Annotated in this window: 14 protein-coding genes; all 14 read right to left on the bottom strand. The window is 44.0% G+C overall.

Translation table 11 applies throughout. The features are described 5' to 3' along the window. Position 1 precedes the first annotated feature (1 nt). The 14 genes from FSB76_RS26440 to FSB76_RS26375 all read right to left on the bottom strand — a co-directional run bounded on the left by FSB76_RS26440 (position 2) and on the right by FSB76_RS26375 (position 20,769). Positions 2 to 814, bottom strand: a complete 813-nt coding sequence (locus tag FSB76_RS26440) for a hypothetical protein (RefSeq protein ID WP_147058793.1) — start codon at positions 812 to 814, stop codon at positions 2 to 4. A gap of 149 nt (positions 815 to 963) precedes the next feature. Continuing rightward, on the bottom strand, positions 964 to 1,881 hold the full coding sequence (locus FSB76_RS26435) for a hypothetical protein (protein WP_147058791.1): 918 nt from the start codon (positions 1,879 to 1,881) through the stop codon (positions 964 to 966). Between the two features lie 18 nt (positions 1,882 to 1,899). Next, complete coding sequence (locus tag FSB76_RS26430) at positions 1,900 to 2,724, bottom strand: hypothetical protein (RefSeq protein WP_147058789.1); 825 nt, start codon at positions 2,722 to 2,724, stop codon at positions 1,900 to 1,902. Between the two features lie 1,099 nt (positions 2,725 to 3,823). Next, positions 3,824 to 4,315 (bottom strand): hypothetical protein, encoded by a 492-nt coding sequence (locus tag FSB76_RS26425; protein WP_147058787.1) that lies wholly within the window; start codon positions 4,313 to 4,315, stop codon positions 3,824 to 3,826. 11 nt (positions 4,316 to 4,326) lie between these two features. Further along, on the bottom strand, positions 4,327 to 7,968 hold the full coding sequence (locus FSB76_RS26420; protein WP_147058785.1) for a DUF6443 domain-containing protein: 3,642 nt from the start codon (positions 7,966 to 7,968) through the stop codon (positions 4,327 to 4,329). A gap of 19 nt (positions 7,969 to 7,987) precedes the next feature. Further along, positions 7,988 to 11,761: an RHS repeat protein gene (locus FSB76_RS26415; protein WP_147058783.1), complete on the bottom strand. Its 3,774-nt coding sequence runs from the start codon at positions 11,759 to 11,761 to the stop codon at positions 7,988 to 7,990. 75 nt (positions 11,762 to 11,836) lie between these two features. Further along, a complete protein-coding gene (locus tag FSB76_RS26410) occupies positions 11,837 to 12,673 on the bottom strand; it encodes a hypothetical protein (RefSeq protein ID WP_147058781.1) in 837 nt (278 codons plus the stop codon). 5 nt (positions 12,674 to 12,678) lie between these two features. Beyond that, the gene (locus tag FSB76_RS26405) at positions 12,679 to 13,956 is read right to left on the bottom strand and encodes a hypothetical protein (protein WP_147058779.1); all 1,278 of its coding nucleotides are present in this window, start codon (positions 13,954 to 13,956) and stop codon (positions 12,679 to 12,681) included. A gap of 4 nt (positions 13,957 to 13,960) precedes the next feature. Further along, positions 13,961 to 14,737, bottom strand: coding sequence for a hypothetical protein (locus tag FSB76_RS26400; protein WP_147058777.1), 777 nt, complete (start codon positions 14,735 to 14,737; stop codon positions 13,961 to 13,963). Between the two features lie 380 nt (positions 14,738 to 15,117). Beyond that, complete coding sequence (locus FSB76_RS26395; RefSeq protein ID WP_147058775.1) at positions 15,118 to 15,642, bottom strand: hypothetical protein; 525 nt, start codon at positions 15,640 to 15,642, stop codon at positions 15,118 to 15,120. Position 15,643: 1 nt separating this feature from the next. Beyond that, complete coding sequence (locus FSB76_RS26390; RefSeq protein ID WP_147058773.1) at positions 15,644 to 16,858, bottom strand: hypothetical protein; 1,215 nt, start codon at positions 16,856 to 16,858, stop codon at positions 15,644 to 15,646. A 4-nt stretch (positions 16,859 to 16,862) separates the two neighbouring features. Continuing rightward, positions 16,863 to 18,806 carry a type II secretion system protein GspD gene (locus FSB76_RS26385; RefSeq protein WP_147058771.1) on the bottom strand — a complete coding sequence of 648 codons (1,944 nt, stop codon included), beginning with the start codon at positions 18,804 to 18,806 and terminating at the stop codon, positions 16,863 to 16,865. A gap of 8 nt (positions 18,807 to 18,814) precedes the next feature. After that, positions 18,815 to 20,248 carry a GspE/PulE family protein gene (locus FSB76_RS26380; RefSeq protein ID WP_147058769.1) on the bottom strand — a complete coding sequence of 478 codons (1,434 nt, stop codon included), beginning with the start codon at positions 20,246 to 20,248 and terminating at the stop codon, positions 18,815 to 18,817. Further along, positions 20,233 to 20,769: a hypothetical protein gene (locus FSB76_RS26375; protein ID WP_147058767.1), complete on the bottom strand. Its 537-nt coding sequence runs from the start codon at positions 20,767 to 20,769 to the stop codon at positions 20,233 to 20,235. Before FSB76_RS26375 ends, FSB76_RS26380 begins: the two co-directional genes overlap by 16 nt. Positions 20,770 to 20,773 lie beyond the last annotated feature (4 nt).

The following is a 20,773-nucleotide window of genomic DNA, read 5'->3' as shown; positions in this document are numbered from 1 at the left end:
ATTATTTATTAATATTGGTTGTTTTTTGTTTTTCCAGGTTATCAAGACGATCTTTGAACGCGGTCAATTGTTTCTCCTGTGATCGATTAACGGCTTTTTCCGTTGTCAGTTCATTATCCTTCTCAATCAAATACAACGTCAATTCCTCCACCTTCTTAAGCAGCAGTTTGTTCATCTCGCCCAGGTTGATACCGTTTTTAGCAACCTCCTGTTCCGATGGAATTTCGGGCAAGTGATGGTTTTGGTCGATATAGGTTTTTATGTCGGTAAGCGATGGCAATTCATAACTTTTGTCAAAAACATAATCGGCCCAACCAGTTTCTACCCTAATTTCCTTCGCCCTGATCTTGCCATTGACCGATAAACGGTATGCTGGATCGGGAGATGAAGTATTCAATCCGATATTGCCGTTCAAATCGGTTATGAGCACTGGGGTAACCGTTATCGAAGAGGTAATATCTGTACCTGTAGGCACTGTTGTTTGTGTGGCTATGCTCACCTGCTGTGCTGTAGTGGCATACCCAAACAGGTAAGCTTTTACAGCAAATGCCAGGTATTCGTTAGCGCTGTTCACGGCAAGATAAAAACTTGTTGTACTGCCGTTTTGATAGATTTTCAAACGACTTGCAGTAAAGGACGAACCTCCTTGGGTAACCTGGTTTACACTAAGCCCACCCCTGTTGGCAATGTAAAAGGTTGTAGTACCTTTATCATTAGCCCCCCAGCCGCCGCCAATGATATCAACCTGCAGTTTCTGGCTGTTTGCACTGTTATCCTGCTGAAAGCCGAGGCTTCCCAAAAAAACATAATTCATAGCGGGGGTGACATTTGGTCCACACGCAATGGCTGTGTATTGCGCTTTACAAAAGGGCAAGAAGATTATACTAAAAAGTATACTTAAACAGAGTTTTTTCATCATCATATTTTGTTGTCAATATTTTTCGCTAATAGGGTTACAGGTAGTTATTTTTTATTGTTAATGATTTTTTCCAGTTTTTCAATACGCACCTCCTGTTCCTGTTCTTTTTTATCCTTCTCAATCAAATACAAAGTCAATTCTTCTACCTTTTTAAGCAGCAGCCTATTCATCTCGCCCAGGTTGATGCCATTTTTGGCTACCTGCTCTTCAGACGGCATATCCGGTAAATGCTGATTTTGATTGATGTAGGTTTTTACATCGGCTAGGGAGGGTAATTGGTAATCTTTTTTGAAAACGTAATCGGGCCAGTTGGCGTAAAGTTTAACGGTCATAGATGTGGCTATTGCACTCCCGTTTACTGCAAATTTATAGCCTTTGGTATCGGTGGTATTAATACCAACAGTGCCCATGTTTATTACTAAAGGATAAACACCTGCTGTTGTGGGAGATGCCGGAAGCGTCCCTCCCCAGTTCGGCGTATAAGCTCCCGTACCATTAAAAAGCGCAGTGACTGAAGTCCCACCATTCCTGTTTGCAATGTCGAAAACAAGGTAAACAACCGAGTTGTCAGCACTAAAAACAAACCGAAAGTTTGTCATTACTACTGCGTTGTTATATGAGGTATTGGTAAAGATGGATAACGAGCTATTATAATCAAACTGAGTAGCATTAGCCATAATAGTAACGGTTTGTACTCTGTTGGCGGCTTCAAAATTAAGCATGTATGTACCTTTTATCCGCGCCCCACTCGCTACAACATATGTCCCATCCGAAGCTACCGGAATTGATTTTGATTCGTTGATATTGATCCCTTTGAGCGAAATTGCCCCATTTACATCAAGTGCCGATGCTGGTGATGTTGTTCCGATTCCCACATTACCGGTAGCCGGAAATGTATTTTGCGCGTAACAAGAAAAAGCTGAAAATAGCGCAGCCAATACCAAAAGAGAAAATTGTTTCATTTATTTAAGATTAGTAGATTAATTTTTATTTAAGAGCTTGGTTATTGATTCGAGCTGATTCTTAAGCATATCTATTTGTTGTGCATTTTTTTGGTTGATAGCTTCCTGTTCTTTTTCTCTCTGATCCTTTTCAATCAAATACAAAGTCAGCTCTTCCACCTTTTTAAGTAGCAACTTATTCATTTCGCCCAGGTTAAGACCATCTTTGGCAACTTCCGCTGCAGGCGGCATTTCCGGCAGATGTTGATTTCGGTCGAGATAGGTTTTTACCTCAGTTAGGGAGGGGAGTTGATAATCTTCTTTGAAAACGTAGTCGGGCCAATTGGTTATTTCTACTTTAATCTGTTTTGAACGAATGTTACCATTTACAGATAAGGCCTCGTGCGGCGTTACGGTACCTATCCCAATATTTCCGGCTCCGTCGATAACCAGGTCATTACCATAATACCATTGATTCCCCGTGCCCAACTTGTTAAATGACCTCCGGGTACCTATTATCATTTTTCCGGTTGCATCAGAACCAGTAGCAGTACCAGCTACCGTAATAATTCTTCCCTGCCCCCAAACATTTGTGCCGTCTGTATTTGCAGGAATTGCAAATTCCAATTGAGCTCCGTTGTTTGCCGACCGTGCACCTGTATTTCCTTGAATGATTAAGCCGCCGCCATTTACAGGGTGGGCGTTATCGCCATCAGTATTTGTACCGGCACCAACAATGTGAAGATTAGTTGATGGAGACATTGTTCCGACTCCCACATTGCCTGTAGCCGGAAATGTATTTTGCCCATAAGAAGAAAAAGCTGAAAATAGTGCAGCCAGTACCAGCAGAGAAAATGATTTCATTTGTTTTAAGATTTGAGGTTGAATGCGTTAAAGGCGTTGGTATTAATGAAAATTGATTATTTATATTGTTTCTTGAAGGTCATTAGTCCGATGTTAAATTAATAGTTAACATCATAATGAATGTATGCCGTCCAGATTATCGGGGCGAAACAAATGGCATCAAATTACATATACCGCACTATGAAAAAATAATTCATGCTATTGTGATTAGGTTTAACAGGTTGATATTATATTACTTACGCGTTTTTTATTTTTAGTATTTTATTGAGATTTTTTTTATAAAAATATTAAACAATAATTTATTAGCAAGCTTTTCATTTAAACCCAGTATTATATTTATATTAATTAATATGCAATCAAAACAGCAAACCAAGGCAGCCCGGTTTCTATACAACTTTTGCTAACTCTTAAAACTCAGTTTAGGTAAAGAACTCAGCTGAGCAGCTCGCTCACGATGCGAATGTCACTGCGTTAGTAAAGCTTTATTACTTTGTGTTGCCTATATATCGTTCGCTAAGACTATAAAACTAACTAACATGCTGTTCGCAACAACAAAACACTTTAGCCTAATTTTGTATACTCAGCCCCTTTGAGATGGGCATTGGCACATTAATTACCTGTATAATATTTATAAAATTTGCTTATCCCTCAATGGGAAAAGTTCCAGCTGGAAAGCTGGATTCCCGTTATCAATTTAAAATCGGCCCTCCGGATCTTAATATTTAGGGGCACTGCGAAAACTCTATCAACGATACTTCCAACTTTTCTAATTTTTCCTTTTGAATTAACAGCGTGTACCCAGCTGATAGAAGCGGCCCGCCAGGCCTTCCATCACAAGTCCCCGCTTTGCTTTTGCCGCTCCGGCTTGCCCGCGATGTGGGCTTCCACTGCGATCCTTAACGCGAGGTTGCCGGTATGCAAAAACACCCGGATGAAATTAAACATCCGGGTGTTGCATATTTATTACTTAGCATGGCGTTTACCTATCAGCGGGCCACAAGCTTGGAAGCTTGCGGAAGCGAAAAACGCTTGCGGTAGCTGGAGCAGCGACGCTTGCGATAGCGAGGGGCGGCAAGGGCTGAAGAAAGTGCCATTTTAATCAAGGCAACCATTCACCCTTGTAAGCATCTAATTTCCTTTTACTTTGTTTGTCATACAAGTTAGTCCTCTTGTAAATTACGCCGTTAAAAAATAACTTTTTTGTAGTGTCAATGGGTATTATAAGTTTAAATGATTCTTTTTTAAGCTTATAACTAAGCATTATTTTGCCAGAATCGACAAAACGCCATTTTCCTTTATATAAACTTATGCCGGGTTCAGATTCAAAAATTAGCGAATCATATTTTTTAGGAAAGCTCTGGGTTGATTGAAAAATGTAAAATCGATTTTCATTATCAAAGCAGAGTGTTCGAAAATTAGCATATCTAACTATCGTATCTATTGAGACATCACCAGATTTTGGACTTAACCATTTAATATTATCCGGGATCCAATATCCTTCAATAACCCCTGATGCTCCTGTGGCCTTGTTAGGCCTTCGATAACATGACAATAAAGTGGAGACTACTAAAAAGATGATCAAAATTTTCATTGACATATTGGTTATTTTTCTGAAATAGAAACGGGTATGTCTACCGCCATTGGCACGTCTGTTTTTACTGTACTACCTTCGCCTCCCCAAAAATAATTAAATGTGGCATCAGTTTTATCACATACACATCCATGTGTTCGAAAATTCCACCATTGGTCTTTTCCATGTATATAATAACCTCTGTCTCTTGAAGCATCATACTGCATGTCGTCATTTACCGGGTTCATTCTTATTCTGCCTCCACCATAGTCAGAATTAACACTATGGGTTGAGTGATCAGGATAATCTAAATTTGTATTGCTCGGTATTTGCTGAATTCCATAGGCCGGAGCTGGATTTGTTGCTCCCTGGGCTACTTTTTGATCATTTTCCATAACACTTCTTTTACCTAAGTGAAGCAAATAGTTCCCGGTTCCGGCAGCATCAAACCCTCCTTTAGTTGGATTTTGTAAAGTTGTCCACCAGCCAGAGCCAGAAAATACACCAGATTGCGTAAAAGTAACCTTGTTTTGGCTATAAACGGTAATTGTTCCGGTGGCTGCACCGAAAGCATTCGTACCAGTATGTTGGTATGTCACTAAATAGTCATAGCCCTTTTTGTCCGTAACTTTCTTACCTTTTGCATTAATATACGTTGCCTTATTGCCTTCCTGCCAATGCCATGTTTTTGTCTTTTCATCTTTCGACCTATAGTAGAACCAATCTTGCCCATTATGGTCTATTCTACTTAAAGGGTTGCCAGCCACAAAATCGTATTGAGAGTTGGCATAATATTTTTCGGCATGTGGATCGACACTAGTCCACCTCGCAATCACCGGGTCATAGAACCGTGCACCGTAGTCATACTGATTCAATTCCTCCTGCAACTCCTTCTTATTGTAAAGATACTTATTGCCGGCATTTTGTAAACGGTGTACATTTAAACCAAACGGATAATAATCATCCTCACCAACCTTACCACTCGTTTGATCAAGTGTAACGCGGTTGTTTCCTAAATGGTCGGTTAAAGTGTACTCGTAAGCATAACTGGCTCCACTCCGGTTTGCCTTGCCTTCTTCTGTCTGCACAAAATCGATTGTGCCGTCAGCCTTGTACTGGATGCCATCGATATAGTCGGTCGCGCTGCCGTTGCTCACCTTCCTCAGCTTGTTTCCTGCGGCATCGTATGTATAGGATAAACTCAGGCCGGTTGCTGTTACCGTTTGCGGCAAGTTGAGCAAATTGTAGGTAAACGCTTTGCCCGCACCGTCACTGGGTGCATTCCCGTTAGCGTCGTACGCGCCATAGCTCCTGAATGTTGTACTGCCATTGGCTACGGTTTGCAGTTGGTTGCTCTTGCCGCTGCTATAGTAAGCATAAATTAAGGTTGCCGCGTTAGGCCCGGTACGGTTAAGCGTTTGCAAATTACCGTTCACGTCATAGGTGATACCTGTTTCAGTGAAGCCGGTACTGCTGGTACCCGAAAGCAGTCGGTTCATAGGATCGTAACCGTATTTCACTGTCTGCACGCCTGCGGTTGGCGAGTTGTAAACATTATATGTCTGCTCGGCAATATTACCATTATATTGTGGCGTAGCGCCATATTGCGTACTGTTATAATTCAACCTTTCTGAAAATAGTTTGGTTGTGGTAGGCGCAACGGATGGGTCATTGATCTTTTGCAGCCATCCGCGTTCGTTATACGTATAGTCAATGTCCTGCAAAAACGGGGCTACACCGGTAGCGCTATGCAGGTGTTTGGCCATCAGCTGGCCTATCTCGTTATAGTCGCTTTTGGATAGCATCACATTAGTACCGCCGTTGATCTGCTCCGATGAGGTCAGTTTACGGCCCATGTGGTCATAGGTATACGTATTTACTATTGTCAGCACAGGGCTTGTAGTATTGGTGGTGTTGTAATGCTTACGGATACTGGTTGTTACTACATTGGTAAAGTCATAGCTATTGGTTATTATATCATAGTTATTAATATTAGGGGTACCACCGCCCAGGTTGTGTTGCTTATAACCCTGGATATTTCGCCCCAGGTTATCATAATAGCTCACGCTCCACAGCATACTGCTTGTGCCCAGGATGTTAATTTTGCTACCCGTTAATAAGCCTCGAACTGATGTGGCAGATCCGGCAGGGGCTACTGTAAATGCTGACGGTAAATCGGTGATATTGCTAAAGCTGTAATCGTCGTAATAATTAACCGATAAATAGCTGCTTGCTGCCGGATAGCTGCTGATGGTATAGCCAAGTGCTACGTCGGCTACATTCCTTACGTCTGATTGGGCTGCTCCGTAAATACTGGCTTGCAAAGTGGATAAGGGGATAGCCGAACCTGCATTCCACAGCCCGGTTATAATCACCCGCCCTAAAGCATCGTATTTTGTTACCATCCACTGGTTGGTTAACCTTTGATTGGCGTCCTGTGTTAAAACAGGTTGATCAAACCGGTTGTATACCGTGTATTCCCAGCCTTTGCCGGGCAACTTTTTTTGGCTCAGGCGGCTTCGCTCATCATAACGGTACTGGTAACACAGGTCATTGAGCAAGGCAGCAGGCAATGCGCTATCAGCCCCGCTTTTAGGCGGCAGCACAAAGGCAAGGTTGTCCAGGTCGTCGTACACGTAATAGGTGCTTAATATTTGTAATGTGCCTCCGGCATAGTTAAAGGTGCGTTTAAGCACCACATGCCCTTCTTTGTCCTTGTACTCCTCCATAGTGCCGCCGCGACCGCTTTTCCAGTTCTCATCCCTGGTGGTGGTTATTGTGAGCATGTTGGCCGGGTAATTTCCCCCATTGGCAGTCGCCCTGCTAAGGGTCCTGGTCTGGTCGGTGTTAATGGTGGCCGTGTACAGCGCAACAAGGGTGGTATTGGCCGTATCCGTTAAAGCAGTGGCGTTATTGCTACTATAGGCCAATTTTACTGTATGCCCGGTTAAGGTATTGGCTACGGGTTGCCAATCGGCACCTGGGGCGCCTTGTTCTACAGGCCGGTTCAGCGGCGATGGCTCAAAAACTGTTAGCCCAAACGCCGGTGATGTGCCATTAATGGCCGGTATGGTGACCACGCCCGGTGCCGAAAAGGCCGACGGATTGTTATAAAAGGCCGACTGGTCTGCAATGGCTGTACTTTTATATCTGCCATCGCTGGTTGCCGCTGTTGCTACGTAGGGTAAATACTTCTGCGCTTCGCGGCCATAGGTATCATAGCTGTACGGCTGTACAACGTCTTTATCCAATGGCGAGCCTTTAACCTGTATGGTTTGCAGCGGGCGGCCAAGGCCATCAAAGTATTGCACCGTTTGCATCAGTTCGCAGGTTGTGCGGCCGGCAAGGCCGGCCGTGCTGGTAATGCCACCTACCCGGGGTGCTGAAGTAAGGATATAATTTTGAGTTAGGCTCGGGGCCGTGGTTTGTGGTACGCAATCCGGGGCGACAATGTACAGGCTCAGGCTGCTGCCGGTAGCAGCAGTAAAGCTGAACGTAGGGCCAAGCGTAATGCTGGTGTTGCTGTAGTACGAGCCTGCCGCTGGTGTTGTGCTTAGCGTTGCAGGGGGGGGCAGGTAGGTTTGGGCTTTTGAGCACAAAGCGCAAAGCACAAAGCTTAAAGCAATACAGAATTGCCTTAGCTCTGGTTTTATGGTGATATAGGTAATAGCCATATTTGCCGTTTTTTAAGGTTTATTGGTTTAGGTAATGGTAATCTGTATGTTTAATGATATACCCGTCCTTATCCTTGATGTTTATTAACCGCTGAAAGTCATCGTACTCGTAATAGGTAGCCTGGCTCTTAGCGTCCATAACATTTGTGATGCCAACCAAAGGCAGGTAGGTATAAGTTGTCATTTGTGCTCCAAGGGGGTATAACCTTACCTCATCAATATTTACAGCCCCGCTGATACTAACGGATGTTACACCTGTAACCCGGTGCTCGTGGTAATACCAGCCTTTGGTGTTTGGCCCATTAAGCGAATACCCGCTTATGGTACCGGTGATGCTTAGCGGTGCGGCGCTTTGCGTCCAGTATGAAACAACGTAGGTGTTGGCTGATGTTAGCCCACTTTTGCTCAGCGCGCCCAGGCTAAGATTGTATGATTTGCTCCCGGTAACGCCGGCCGCTACCCTGGTTGCAGATGGAACACTCCAGCCGCCATCACCATCGGCTTCTAAACTGGTGTAAGCAGTTACATCCAGCCCCGCATTGCTTATTTGCGCCATAGGAAACAATAGTCCGTTGCCCCAGATATACGTAGTAGGTTTGCCCCGTTCCAGGTATTGCTGCAAAGGACGGCCCAGGTTATCATATTTTAGGCGTAAACGACTAGCATAGCTGCCATTTTTGGAAAAAACACCGCTGGCAACGGTTGAAAAGGCAAAAGAGCTTAAGGGCGCCACGGTTTCCAGTGCCTGTACCTGTTTGAGCGTAGGCAGATCGGGGTTAAAAATATTTAGCAACCCGCCCGAATATTGCCGGGTAACCGTAGGGCTCATGATCACGCGCTCGGCATAAGTTTCCAACGGTACAATCATATGTGTTTGCTGTAGCCGTTTTATACCCATGGATGCAGAATCAAGCGAAGTTGCGGCCTGCAGATCAGGGTAGTCCTGTGGGTACTTAAAATAAGTGTTCAGCGTATCTCCTTTTGACGTACCTGTAGATTTTTTGATCAGTTGGTAATGCCCGTTCACCTGGTCATAAACATAGCTTTCAAAGGAGCTTAATGAAGTATTCCCCGCTTGGTCATACTCAAAATGTTCTTTTCTTTGCAACACGTTACGGTAAACCGGTACAGCAAACTGATGTGCGTAGATGAGAAAGTACTGGCCATTATCAAATCCTGGCGAGGTATAAGCGCTCAAACCCGAGTTGAACAAGAATTGCCATATTTTGGGCGGATTGCCCCGGTCATAATAATAATGGTTCATGGAAACCGCTACCAGGTTGCTCCCTACTGATTTATAGTGTTTTTCTTCCGTAAGATCGCCGCGACCGAACGGTACCGACGGGATGGCCGGGATGATTGGATTAAGGATAGCCGCATTGCTGCCCGAATAATTTCCCAATTGATTGCTCATTCCATTGCTGTAGTAGAGCATGGTATTAACATTCAGGCTGTTAGATTTGTTATAAGTAAATTCCGTCACACCATTCAGGTTATTCTGGTCACTTTCAGAAACCTGTACCTTACCGTAGCCAAAAAAGGCCGCATCCCGTCCATCTGAGAACGGGTATACAGATTGGCCATATCTATAACGAAAAACATTAAATTCATCATCCATATTACCCCCGGCTCCGTTTTGCAGATAAAAATCCATTCCTTCCTGCGATTGATAGATAGGAATGTCGTCTGCAGAACCATCAAAGTATGAATATTTTTTAATGTTAGTAATCTGCGAAACAGGATCAAAACTGCTTATCTTACTTACCCTTAAGCCACCTGAATAATAGGTATTTAGCACATATGCAGACGAGCTTGAAGTGGCTTTTACAGAAACCTCGAACCTGATCTCGCAGTTATTATAAAAATCCTGTGTAAAGGGCTCAAAAACAAATTTATAGGTACTGCCGGCGTTAATAACAATCGAGGAATCGATAACAGGTGTGTAGCTTGATGCCGACGTTGCAATCCGCTTTAAAAACACGCCATCCTGGTAAACAACAATATTCAGGTCATAATTGCTTGGGTAGGTGCCGTGCCTGTCAACCAGGCAAAAAATCCCCAGGCGTTTGTTGCCCCATGTACCGGCAGTAAAGCTTCCGGTTGAATTAAGCAATGAAGAATAATTCATTGTAGATGATCCCGAAGCTTTATAACCATCGCCGATGGAATCATAGTAGGTGGTTACCAGGTCCTGCTGCTGGTATTGATTGGTTTCGTAATTAAAGGTTGTTGTGCCGCCGGTAGGATAGGTTATCCCGGTAAGCACATTGGCTTGCATGTAGTCAGGATTGGCATTCCTGTTGGCCCCCGGCAATGATTGCTGCACGCCATTAAGCATAATGTTAGCCGGTGGTACCAGCTGAGCGTTGCCCGGCCCATTGTAATAACCCCAATGGTCAATGGCTAATGACAGCTTGGCAGGCAGGTTTAGCTGTTCATTATAAGTATAGCCAGTTTTTTTATATTGATTGGTTCCTGTGGAGTCGGATTCTATGATCCCCTTAAGTTTCAGCCGTTTGTAATGGTTGTCGCTTGTGTACTGGCTCAGGTTGGTAAAAACGGCATTAAACGCAGTATTACCTCCAAAACCTGCTGTTGCCGTGAAATAGGCGTCATTATCCAGCGTTACTTTTTTGAGTAGTTTATTTTGTTTGTTTCTAACCTCGATAGATTGTAAGCGCCGCGCACCATCCAGGTCAACACGCTGATCGGCATACAGGAAATTAACCGAGCCTTCAGAAAAAGTAATGGACGATAGGTTTAATTGCTCATATATCGTAAAACTTGGAACAACACTCTCTATAGTTTGCTGCGTATGTGGAGATACTTTGCCCACAAGGTAAGTTTCTGATACGCTTGGCAGCGGATGAACAAATTGCTGGGTATTATAAAGATAGTTGAAATCAATTTCTCCGTTTACGGGAGAAACGATTTTGGTAAGGTGCCATGTGTTCATGGTGAGCGATGTGCGGTTACCTACGTAATAAGGATCGGTAGAATTGGTGGAATAAAATTGCCTTTGCGTAAAGTAATAGGCTACTCCGCTCTCATCTGTTACTTTCCAATCGGGATAGCTACCACTTGTTTGTATTAATTCTATTTTCAGTGAACCATCGCCAAGTACAACGGGTTTAAAATTATTATCGAAAATAAACTTATAGCTTTTGTCGCCAATAGTAATATGGTACAGGTCAGACGCAAAGTCGGGCGCACGGCCTTCATAACCAACCTGGAAATTGTAAAAATATTCCTTGCTTACGTTATTATGAGGCAAAGCTAAACCGCTGTAAATTGTTCCGGCCGCGCCGTTTGCTGCAAACTGATGTCCGTCACTGTTCCAGAGGTAATAATACCCCTCTATACTGTTTGTCGGAGACTTAAAAGTTTTGATAACATCAGGCGCATCGGGCATATCCACGTAGGAGTTCTGAAAGCCGCCCGGAAAATCCGGTGCCCCGCGCGTGGTGCTGGTGATGCTACCCGAGGCACTTAAGGCCCATCCTAGCCCAACTTCACTGGCGTCTTCTTTTACTTTTAAACCGCCTGCATAATATTTCAGCGAAACCGGGAAAGTTAAAGTGCCCTCCTTAACGGTATATATCGGGTAAGAAATATCTGGAATGCCCGAAAATGTGCTTACCGGAACAAGTCCGAATTTTCCGAGGGCGCTTACATCCGGCGGTGGTGGCGTAAGTACCTGTAGAGTTGGCCGCGTTTGGCCCACAGCGGTGTGATAAATCGCTATCGTAGCGAAAAGCATTAAAGCAAATGTAATAATAGGTTTAGATCTCATAATATTTTATCGTGATTTCGGGTTGTTCTGCCAGATATGGCAACATGCCAACATTTTTATTTATTTTAATATCATTTACTTTGATGCTGCCTTTTCCAGCTTTAAAATGCGCTCGTTTTGCGCTTTCACCTCTTTATCTTTCTCAATCAAATACAGCGTCAATTCCTCAATCTTTTTAAGCAGCAACTTGTTCATTTCGCCCAGGTTGATACCGTTTTTGGCAACCTCCTGTTCAGATGGAATTTCAGGCAGATGATGGTTTTGGTTAATGTAAGTTTTTAATATTTCTAAAGATGGCAGTTGATAGTCATTACCAAATACGTAGTCGGCCCAGCCGGTTTCCACCCTGATTTCTTTGGCCCTGATCTTTCCGTTAACTGATAAACGGTACGCCGGATCTGGAGTTAAGGTGTTTAAGCCCAAGTTACCGTTAAGATCTGTATACATAACCGGGATAACGTTTAATGCAATTTCATTGGCAGGTGCCGTGGTTGTAGTGGATAAAGTTACCAGTTGATTAGCTGCATTTCCTGACGAAAGCAGGAACGATTTGATGGAAAAGGCTTTATACCTGGCACCCGTGGTAACAACATAAAAATTAGTGGACGTTCCGCTTTGGTACGCTTTTAAGGTAAAACTGTTACCGCTTGAACTACCCAAGGTAACCTGGTTTACACTTAGGCCATTGCGGTTTGCTATGTAGTAAGTGGTTTCGCCGTTGGTATCAGATTCCCAGGCACCACCAAATATGTCTACCTTTAATTTATTAAAATTGCCTAAATCTGATGGAGAAACATTAATTGTGCCTACATATACATATATAGTGGCATTATCGCCCAAAATATTATTGCTATACTGCGCCTTTGCCAATACCGGTATCAGGAAGACAAATAAGAATATTAACTTTTTCATTTCGGTTATTTTTTATCGAGGTGGGTAACTTGTTTTTTCAGATTAGCAATTTCTTGTGCCATGAGCTTAAGCTGAGCAGTATTTTCTTTTTCATTTTTGTCCTTCTCAATCAAATACAGTGTCAACTCTTCCACCTTTTTAAGCAATAGTTTGTTCATTTCGCCCAGGTTGATGCCGTTCTTGGCAACCTCCTGTTCAGATGGAATTTCGGGCAAGTGATGATTTTCATCGATGTAGGTTTTCACATCGGTTAAAGCGGGCAGTGTATAGTCTTTTTTGAAAACGTAATCGGGCCAGTTGGCATATAATTTAACAGTCATAGATGTTGCGATGACATTGCCGTTCACGGCGAACTTATAGCCTTTGGTATCTATTGTTCCCACACCCACATTCCCCGCATTAATGGATAAATAGGTATTACCAGAAGTCCCCCAGGATTGTATATCCTGGTTAGGGTCCCTTTCCCACCAGGTCCTGGTATCCGTTTGGGGGTTGCCAAATGATACGTCAACGGAAATTCCATCGTGTAATCTTGCCGTCGTCCAGTCGCTGCCAGCAGCATTGCGTACAAGCCAGAGATTGTTTTTAAAGTTATTTGCTGTACCCGCAGTGCTGCTTACCGAACTTAGCAATACATTATTTTTCGCTGTAGAGCCCAGGGGGGTGCTATTATAAACAGTAAACTTGGCCGATAAGATGTTAGTTCCAATACCGACATTCCCACTTATATATAATTTATCGGGAGAAGACCAGGCTGGCGGATCATATCCAATTCCGATACCTGTTCCGTTAACCTGCAACACTTTCCCACTTTCGGTGCTGTTAAGGTCAATAAATCTGAAGCCACTGGCATAAGCAGGCGTGCCCCAGGTTCCCTGGTAGAACATTTTTAAGGCCGTAGGCTGGTTAACATCATACTGATTAAACAGATGTAATTTTGCGGTTGGGGCATTAGTACCGATACCTACATTGCCCGCAAAATAACCCTGCCCATCGGCTCTCACACTGAAGTTTATTGTACCGTTGGTTAAACCATCATAATAATAGTTCGCCGATCCTGTGGGTTGATCTGTCCAGGCCCTAAAAATTCCGGCTGCCGGATATGAATAGGTAGAGCCCAATTGATGCCCCGTAAAAAAGGATTGTCCAAGCGATGTTTGGGCAACTATTTTTGTATTATTATTTAATACATCATTGGCATCAACGGTAACCGTTTTGGTTTGCGCATTGGCAAATTGCACACTGGTTAAACCGGCCAGAATCAGAAGTAAAATCTTTTTCATATCTCTATTTAACTTGTTTCTTTAAATCCTGCACTTGTTTTTTTAATTCGTTGATCTCCTCTTTGGCTTCTATCATATACAGCGTCATTTCTTCCATCTTTTTAACCAGTAACTTGTTCATCTCGCCCAGGTTAAGACCATCTTTGGTAACTTCCGCTTCAGACGGCATGTCCGGCAGATGTTGGTTTCGGTCGAGATAGATTTTTACCTCAGTTAGGGACGGGAGTTGATAATCTTTTTTGAAAACGTAGTCGGGCCAGTTGGTTATTTCTACTTTAACCTGTTTTGAACGAATATTACCATTTACCGATAAGGCCTCGCGCGGCGTTAATGTCCCTATCCCTATATTTCCAGCTCCGTCAATAACCAGGTCATTACCATAATACCATTGATTGCCTGTTCCTAATTTATTGAACGACCTTCTGGTACCTATAATCATTTTTCCTGTAGCATCACCACCGGTGGCTGTGCCTGCTACCGTGATAATTCGTCCTTGTCCCCAAACATTAGTACCGTCGGTATTTGCCGGAATTGCAAATTCTAACTGCGCGCCAGCGCCGGCCGATCTTGCTCCAGTATTTCCCTGAATGATCAACCCGCCGCCATTTGTTGGGTGGGCGTTATCACCGTCAGTATTTGTACCGGTGCCAACAATGTGAAGGTTAGTTGCGGGGGATGTTGTACCCATGCCAACATTGCCGGTAGCCGGAAATGTATTTTGCGCATAAGACGAAAAAGCTGAAAATAGCACAGCCAATACCAGGAGAGAAAATGATTTCATTTATTTAAGTTTTGAATTTTGTAATTGAAAGACGAAGTTGTTAAACAGGGCTGATTGAAAGGCGATTCATCGCCCTCATAGCCGCACAAATAAAATAAAACCGAATAGCCTTATTTGCTATAAGTAAATACTTTACTTTAACTAATATTAAAAGATTATTTGCCTAATAAGGCGAACTTTTGAGGGCGTTTTTCATGGTGTTGTGATTTGTTTAAGTTTTACGAAAGTATTATTTGAAAACCAAAACTCCAAAGGTTTGAGATAATAAATTTGGGGGCATCATAATATATATTCACGCCGCCGCATATTAAACGATTTAGCATGTAGTTTTCCTGCTAAAGATCGTCCGCCGTAAAAATCCTTCGTTTACCGAAAACCTATCACTTAATCACCGCAACAAACACCCGCATGCCAAGCACCTTTGTTTCCGTATTCCCCCCTATCGTCTTACCCGACACAAAGTCAACGGCGCGTATCAGCCCGGTACCGTCTGTAGATTGCAGTTGCTGCAATAATTTGCAAAGCGAAAAAAAATCGCCTTCAAAATCCAGTCGCTGAATGATGTATTTGTCGTCGGGGGCCGAGCTGGGTTGCACCGGTACTCTCGATAGCCTCACGTTTAGTTTTTCGGCCTGAAGGGCAATCGTGGTGATCATATTGCTGCGCATGGTGGCCGTGTCTATTTTAAACCGGGCGATAATATGATCAAGGTTATTGTCTTTCCGCTCCAGGTAGCCGGGCTGGTAGGTTAGGTCGCCGGCCTGGGTTATTTTTTGCTGTAACTCGCGCCGGAGTTTCCAGGCGTCTACGGTATGGCTGAATGAAAAGCGGTAGCATACCAGTAAAAGCAGTACCGATCCTGCTATCAGCAGATATTCCTTTTTGATGTTCAGGTTTTTCAGCATGCTAATAGTTGATGATAATATTAAACTTACCCGTGTTCTGGTCGTTATCGAATTCGAAGTTATCAAGCCCCGCGCCCTTTACCCACTTTAATGTTTTAATGCGCGCTATCCATTCATTTACAGCAATAACTTGTTGCGAATTCCCTGAAAGCTTTATTCTCCTGTCTAAAAAATGCTGCCCGCGCGAATCTTTATTGTTGATATCTGCAGGGTTTATTGCTATTTCCTTCAGGGTTACCTCACCCGGCAGCAAAGCTGCAAGCTGATCTATAAGCCTGGCTTTGTTAAAGCCTCCGTCCCACCCCATATCCTTCAGGAGGGCTTCTTTTGCTTTAATCTGCTCGGTGAGCACCTGCATATCGCTATTGCTGTTTGCAGATAGGCTGGCCTGGCCGTCGAGCCGGCTATTTTCAGAATTGAGCCAGGAAAGGGTTACAAAATTGAGCAGTAAAAGAATAAAGAAAACACCCAATATTAAGGCACCCGTTACTTTGAGTTTTTTTGTTCCTATAATTTGTAAGTACCGGGCATCCGTGGCATCAACCTTTGCTTTAACCGGCTCCAGTTTATCTGCCAGCACCAGTTGAAAAGCTGCAGCGTAGGGCATAATCAATTGTTGGTCGATGGGCTCCGTCCCGATTTTAAGGATGAAAGGGGCCACAAATGCGGGGCTGTATTGCACGGCCGTCCAGTTCAGTGCGGCATCCCGGTTTATCTGGATGCCGTTAAACACTACATCGCTTTCGTAAACATTAAGCTGGTTTAACATATGGGATGTGGCGAATGGGCCAAGGCTCAGCATCAGTATGGTAAAGCCCTGCTGCTCCAATATATTTATCCAATGGTCGGCCAGCGTTTTCCTTACCAGGGATACAAACAACTGATCGTTGGATGTAAATTGCTGCAGGTAAAAATCGTCTACATTCAGGTTAGGTATTATTTTGGCCATGTCCTGCTGTTCATCGCCGGAAGCGGCTGTTACCTGCTTGGTTAAGATGCCTTTGCCCGATAAGTTTAAAGCGATGGGTATTTTGTTGTCAAGTTTTTTGGCAAGCCCCTCTGCATCATCTTTTACACCAAGCTTTTTTTCAATCGTAAGCTGTTTGTGATCGGTACTAACCTGGCAGCAGTTTATGGTATAGGAGCCATCCTGTGCAATATCTATAGTGATACCGGCCGCCTGGTTAATATGGTAATATGGCGATAATAAACCCATAATATTACCTGATAATAGTGGATTTGATAAACAGTACCGTAACCACCTTTGCATTTGTGCGGGTACGGCTGCTGAAAATCCATTTTAAAATAGGGATCCTGGAGAGCAAGGGTATCCCCGAGCCGCTATCGTCGGTTTCTGTACGCTCCAGCCCGCCCAATACTATGGTATCCTCGCTGTGTACCCGCAGGCTGGTTTCAAATTTGCTGATGGCCTGCGGCGGCGGCGAACCATCGGTAGGAATAGCAGTAAAATCGGATATATTTATTTTAATGCCAAGGGTTACCTGATCATCGCCGGAGACAATGGGTTTTATAGCGATAGACAAATCGGCATTTACTTCCTGGTACACATTGGTAAATATGGATTGCGCGCTTTGGATGGAAGGGATAACGTTCTGTGTTGTGTTTTTGTAGTAACGCTTGCTGCCGATACTCAGGGTTGCCGAATGCCCGTTAAGCGCCGTTAATTTGGGCACCGATCGCACATCAATGTTGTTATTATTCTCCAACGCCTGCAGCCTTACGTAAAAATTAGGCACCACATGGCCAAGGTTAAGCGAGGTAGCTTTGCCCACGCTGTTTAAAAAGTCGTTAACTCCCTTTGCGCCAAAAGTGTAATCTATGCCAGGTAATACCGTGCCACCCGTTTTTACACTGTCAGAAACGCCGGCAGAAATTCCGGTTGAAACGCTCCGGGTTTTGTGTACATCAATCATCGTAACTTCTATCAGCACAACCGGAACAAGTACGTCCATCTGCTTAATGAAGCCTTCTACTTCATCTATCTGTGCCCCCGACCCGGAAAGTAAAAGGGTGTTTTGTTCACGAAATTCTTTGATCTCGATACCACGCTTCCATTCTGAAGGGATCATAGTTACAATGGTGTCAATTGCGCGGTTTTGCAGGTGAATAGCCCTGAAAGTACGCAAGCCTTCCAGCTTGCGGTCGCCAATTACATAAATACCTTTTTCGGAATGGAAAGTGTATTCGGTACTTTTAAACAGTAAGGTTAGCAGGTCATCGTAGCTAACATCATTTACATGAAGGGTTATAGCTCCTTTAATATCCGAGTAAATGGAATAATTTTTTCCTGTTTCCTGCGAGGCACGTTTTACCAGATCAATAATGGGGCTGTTAACGGCATCCACCGAGATCAGCTTTTGTCCGTTAACCTGCCTCACAAACAGTCCGCTGGCACCGCCCCCTCCTGGCTGGCCTCCGCCAGCGTTATTGCGGAACGATTTCCTTACGCCAGTATTTTTATCCCCATTAACATAAACCTCTTCATTTTCTTCCAGCGGCTGAAAAAGGTAAAAATCATCCGCGGTATGTACCATTTTTATCTCATTAGCATAGGCCAGTTTACCCAAAGCCGCCTCAAATGGAGCATCTGCAATATACGAGGTAACTATTTTGCCTTGCAATGTACCTGGCACCACAATATTTTTTCCGGATAGCTGCGTTATTTTTTTCGCCGCAGCCGCCAGGCTATCGTTAGTTAATGATAGCGAGAGGGTATTGTTTGCCCCGTTATATTTTACGCCCAATTCTTTAGGCGGCGGCTTTAAAAACTGGTTAGGGTCCCGGTAAGGGGTAATATTAATAATGGAACCCACAACAGCAATGTCCAGGTTATATTTTTGAGCAAGCAGCAACAATATATTGGATGCCGAAACACCGGTAAAAGTATCCGAGATGCTAAAATTAAGCCCGGGATCGGAGCTTATACTCAAATTATTGGAGCGGGCAATAGCATTCAGGTATTCGTGGATGGAAACACCGGTAACCAGTAACTGCACTTTTTGGTTAAGCCCAGGAACATCCGTTGCAAGCTCATCCAGTTTTTGCTTGATAACCTGTAGCCTGTCCTGCTGCTGGGCGCTGGCTGTTATAGCTGTGGTAAACAAGTAAAAACAAATGATAAGGCAGGTAATTTTTTTTAGCATATAATACTTTAGTAATTAAATAATAGCGGGTATATCTCGTCAATAGATGTCTGGCCATCGGCAAACAGGCCGAAAGCGTTTTCGGCAAGGGTTTTAATGCCCCGTTCTTCTAAAAGTGCCTGCACCTGCATATTGCCGTTTTTTATTTCGTTGGCTAAGTCAAGGTCTACAGGTACCACTTCGTAAACGGCTTTTCTCCCTTTATAACCGGTGTAATAGCATTTTTCACACCCCCGGGGTGTATAATGGGCCGAAACCTCGCGGTAAGGTTTAAACTGCCGCGGATATAATGTTTTGTCAAAGTCCTTTTCCACTTTACAATGCGGGCAAAGCAGTCGGATCAATCGCTGGGCTACGGTAGTATTTAGCGTATTGGCTACCATATATGATGGGATGCCCATATCTATCAACCGGGAAACCGTTCCCCAGGCAGAATTGGTGTGGATGGTTGACAACACAAGGTGACCGGTAAGCGCGGCCCTGATAGCCATATTAGCTGTCTCGGTATCGCGTATCTCGCCAACCATAATCACGTCCGGGTCCTGACGCAGGAAGGTGCGGAGCGCCGCCGCGAAAGTAAGGCCGATAGCCTCCTTGAGCTGCACCTGGTTTACCCCTTCCAGCGTGTATTCTACCGGGTCTTCTATAGTCAGGATATTACGGGTTTCCTTGTTAAGCAGCTTCAATGTGGCATACAGCGTGGTGGTTTTGCCCGATCCCGTAGGGCCGCTAATCAGCAGGATACCATTTGGCCTTTTGGCCCCCTGGAGGTAATTATCCAAATCAAACGCCGAAAATCCGAGACTGTTCAAATCAATATCTGTAGCATCGTTGTTCAGCAACCTTAGTACAACCTTTTCGCCGTAAAGCGTAGGCAGGATAGACGCCCGGATGTCAAACTGGTGCCCCTGGTGACTAAAATTGATCCTGCCGTCCTGGGGCAGGCGTTTTTCGGCAATATCCAGGTTACCCATGATCTTTACTTTGTTAATAAGCGCCGGATAGTCGTCCTCTTTCAGCAGGTAACGCTCCACCATGTTCCCGTCAATGCGGATCCTTACCCTACATTTATTCTCGTAACGTTCGATATGAATATCGCTGCTCTTCAGGTTTTTTGCCTCACCAATCAGGTTCATTAAAAAACTATCCTCATCATGGCGTACATTGGCCTGCAGCGCCCCGGTTGTGGTATTATCCTTAATATAGTAGGTAGCCAGCAGCCGGGCAATTTCTGATGCAGCGATGGGCTCCAGGAGAATATCCAGGCCAAGCATTATTTCCAGCTCGGCGGCAAGGCTGCCGATATCGGTATTTTCTTCGCAATACAAAGCCAGTTGCCCATTAACCCGCCCTTTGGGCAGCACACGGTAATGCCAGGCCAAATCCTTGGAAAGGATATGGATATGCTCGGTTAGTAAGGCTATCTTTATTGCTGTATCCATGGCGTAAGGTAACGGAGCAACCAGTAATCATCGGTAATACGGATATGAAAATACCACCAGTCGCCGGCTAAAAATACAATAAATAATAAGGACTGTAACCCGGCCAATGGAATATGTTTGCCTTTATTGCCGGCTATAAGCTGATAAAACAACCATAATATTAACACTATTGGGATACTAACGATATAAAAAAAAACATAGTTAAGTACCGACAAATAAAACCCGATAGCTGCTAAAAATAAAATATCGCCCCATCCCATTAACCCTTTAGTAATGTTGATGAACCGCCTCCTGCTCATGAAAAGGTAGCCGGTTAATATCGCCAGAACCATCACCAGGAAGCTTAAGTTAACGGCAATCTGTTCGCCGGCTAAGGAAGCATCGTTACCTTCGAGCAGTTTGAGGCTTAACAGGCCTATAGTCAGCAACGGAAACAGCGCCCAGTGCACAGCCCGAAAACAAAAGTCCTGCAGGAGAATAACGAGCAGCGACAACAACAAAGCAAAACGGATAGCCAGCAACACT

Source organism: Mucilaginibacter ginsenosidivorax (assembly GCF_007971525.1).
Lineage (GTDB): Bacteria > Bacteroidota > Bacteroidia > Sphingobacteriales > Sphingobacteriaceae > Mucilaginibacter > Mucilaginibacter ginsenosidivorax.
Note: the sequence above shows the minus strand (reverse complement) of the source record. Positions and strands in the feature narration are given on the sequence as shown.